This is a genomic window from Halocynthiibacter sp. (assembly GCF_049608145.1).
In the GTDB taxonomy this organism is placed as follows: domain Bacteria; phylum Pseudomonadota; class Alphaproteobacteria; order Rhodobacterales; family Rhodobacteraceae; genus Halocynthiibacter.
The window spans coordinates 1-2,827 of the sequence record NZ_JBMYXF010000100.1 but is presented as its reverse complement, the minus strand read 5'-3'; the positions used below and the strand labels follow the sequence as shown (position 1 = coordinate 2,827).

Below are 2,827 nucleotides of genomic sequence, written 5' to 3'. Positions count from 1 at the left end.
ATTGCACGCTCGAGATGGAAACGCCGGATAGGGAGCAAGACAACTGTCACGCCTATGGCGGTTGAGAATCGATGTGTTTGATCAACTTCCTTACTAAGAACCGCACTTGCTTGCCGAAATTCTAGCGCTCAATAAATTCGCCATTTCTGTAAATGCCCAAGAAGCAAAGCGTGCGGCGGGCGAGCAAGCTGTCGTAAGCGCGAGGTCATTGATCCGAGGCATGAGTTTTGGTATTGTTGCTTCAAACATTTGTCCGAAAAGGGCACCGAGCAGTGAAGATTAACAGATTTCCAAGACGGATTTTTCTCTTGGGCGGTGTAGCTGCCTTTCTCTCGGGATGCGCAAGCAAGTTCCGCTCTTATACTGGGCCAGAAGTGACGCGCTTACGCCTGTACAAGTCGGAGAGGCTACTGGTGCTCGATGGCGCGGACGGAGTGCTCAAAACGTACTCGGTCGGCCTTGGCTTCGCGCCGGATGGACACAAACAATTCGAGGGCGATGGCCGCACGCCTGAAGGTGCGTACAACATTGACCGCCGCAATCCGAACAGCCTGTTTCATCTGTCTGTCGGCATCTCCTACCCGAACGAGGCGGACGTTGCCTGGTCTTGTCGCGGTTTAGTTCCGGTCTCTTTCGAGCAATGTTTGCTATGAAGGAGATAAAGAATGGCAAAGAGATACACAGACGAGTTTCGGCGTGATGCGGTTCGCATGGCGACCACCAGTGGATTAACGCGGCCCCAACTTTCATCGGATTTGGGGGTTGGGCTTTCGACGCTGAACAAATGGGTTCAACAGCATCAACATGATGACTTGATGTCAGGACCGCATGAAGACGTGGAAAAGGAGAACACGCGGCTTCGCAAAGAAATCCGTCTGCTGCGCGAGGAGAGGGAAGTGTTAAAAAAGGCGGCGATCTTCTTTGCAGGCCAAAGCCGGTGAGATTTGCTTTCATCGACGCCTGGAAAGAAGAATGGTCTGTGGAGTTTCTTTGCCGGATTATGCGGGTCACATCGCGGGGGTTCCGTGCTTGGCGGGTGCGCCCGATGAGCCAGCGTCAGCGTGATGATATGGTGCTTTTGGCCCATATCCGTGAGCAGCACCGCCTCAGTTTGGAAAGCTATGGGCGGCCGCGTATGACCGAAGAGTTACAAGAATTGAACTTGAATGTCGGCCACCGTCGCGTTGGTCGTTTGATGCGTGAGAATGGCATCAAGATCGTCAGAACCCAGAAATACAAGGCGACGACGGACAGCAATCACACGTTCAACATTGCGCCCAATTTGCTGGATCAGGACTTCTCAGCTGATGGCCTCAACCAAAAATGGGCTGGAGACATCAGCTACATCTGGACCAGCGAAGGTTGGCTGTATCTGGCCGTTATCCTTGATTTGTATTCTCGTCGCGTCATCGGTTGGGCCGTTAGTAACCGCATGAAGCGGGATCTGGCGATCCGGGCGTTGGACATGGCGGTGGCCCTGCGACAGCCGCCCAAGGACTGCATTCATCATACGGATCGCGGGTCGCAGTATTGTTCCAACGAGTATCAAAAGCGTCTGAAAAAGCACGGCTTCAAGGTATCAATGAGCGGCAAAGGGAATTGTTACGACAATTCCATGGTTGAAACGTTCTTCAAATCTATCAAGGCTGAGCTGATCTGGCGCAACAAATGGGACACACGTCGTCAGGCAGAAGGTGCGATCTTCGAGTATATCAATGGCTTCTACAATCCGCGCCGCCGTCACTCATCGCTGGGTGGCAAAAGCCCCTTGGCCTTCGAACGAAAGGCTGCATAAATGAGTTAGGAGACCGGAACGTAAGCGCGACAAGTCCACATAGTTTAGCCTATCGTGCGACACGGTTTGGACTGACAACCTCACCTGCATCACACAAATCATCCATTGCCCGGCAGGGTTATGCGAAGCATGATCCCGAGAGGGGACTGAAACGGACGGACGAATTCCGCCAGGATGCGGTGCGTATCGCACTGACCAGTGGGCTAACACGTAAGCAGGTGGCTGATGATCTTGGGGTCGGAATGTCGACGCTGAACAAATGGATCACCGCGCATCGAGACACAGATGTGGTGTCGAAAGAGGATCTGAGCCTCGCCAAAGAGAATGATCGACTTCGACGTGAGATCCGGCTCCTCAAGGAGGAGAGGGAAATCTTAAACTGAAGAGGATCAGGAAAGGCCCCAGTGGGGCGTTTCCCCGATGAAGGCCACCGCGTACTTCGCCAGAGATGCAAAGTGAGGTACGCATTTATGATTGAGCATCGTCCCACATTTTCGGTTCGTGCAATGTGTCGTTGTTTGAAGCTGCATCCCAGCGGTTTCTACGCATGGCTTAAGAAACCGTTAAGCCAGCGTGCACAGGAGGATGTACGACAAACCAAGCTGATCAAAGATGCGTGGAAAGATAGCGGCAAGGTCTACGGATATCCACTGCCCGGCAGGGTTATGCGCAGCATGATCCCGAGAGGGGCAAGCTGCATGATGATTTGTGTGATGCAGGTGAAGTTGTCAGCCCAAACCGTGTCGCTCGATTGGCTAAACTGTCAGGCATTCACGCTCAGATCGGTTATAAACGTCGCATAGGCAAATACGGCGGCAAACCATCCGTTGTGGTTAATAACACATTAGATCGCCAATTCGACGTCGCAAAACAGGACCGCGTATGGGCCACAGATATTACCTATATTAGAACACAACAGGGCTTTGCGTATTTAGCAGTTGTGATTGATTTGTATTCCCGCCGCGTTGTTGGCTGGGCCATGCAATCCAGACAACCAACAGACTTGGTGCTGCAAGCGTTATTAAGTGCTGT

General features: G+C 52.5%; 1 protein-coding gene and 2 pseudogenes. All 3 read left to right on the top strand.

Features of this window, described 5'->3' with window-relative positions; translation table 11 throughout:
* Window positions 1-272: 272 nt before the first annotated feature.
* A pseudogene (locus ACPGUT_RS15905) lies at window positions 273-608 on the top strand (L,D-transpeptidase family protein); the annotation flags it as partial.
* 57 nt (window positions 609-665) lie between these two features.
* Window positions 666-1,795, top strand: a protein-coding gene (locus ACPGUT_RS15900) for an IS3 family transposase (protein ID WP_423993076.1) whose coding sequence is annotated in 2 segments (ribosomal slippage) — window positions 666-912 and window positions 912-1,795 — 1,131 coding nt in all. Because the reading frame shifts where the segments join, the coding sequence is not laid out codon by codon here.
* Between the two features lie 146 nt (window positions 1,796-1,941).
* Window positions 1,942-2,827 (top strand): annotated as a pseudogene (locus ACPGUT_RS15895) (IS3 family transposase); the annotation flags it as partial.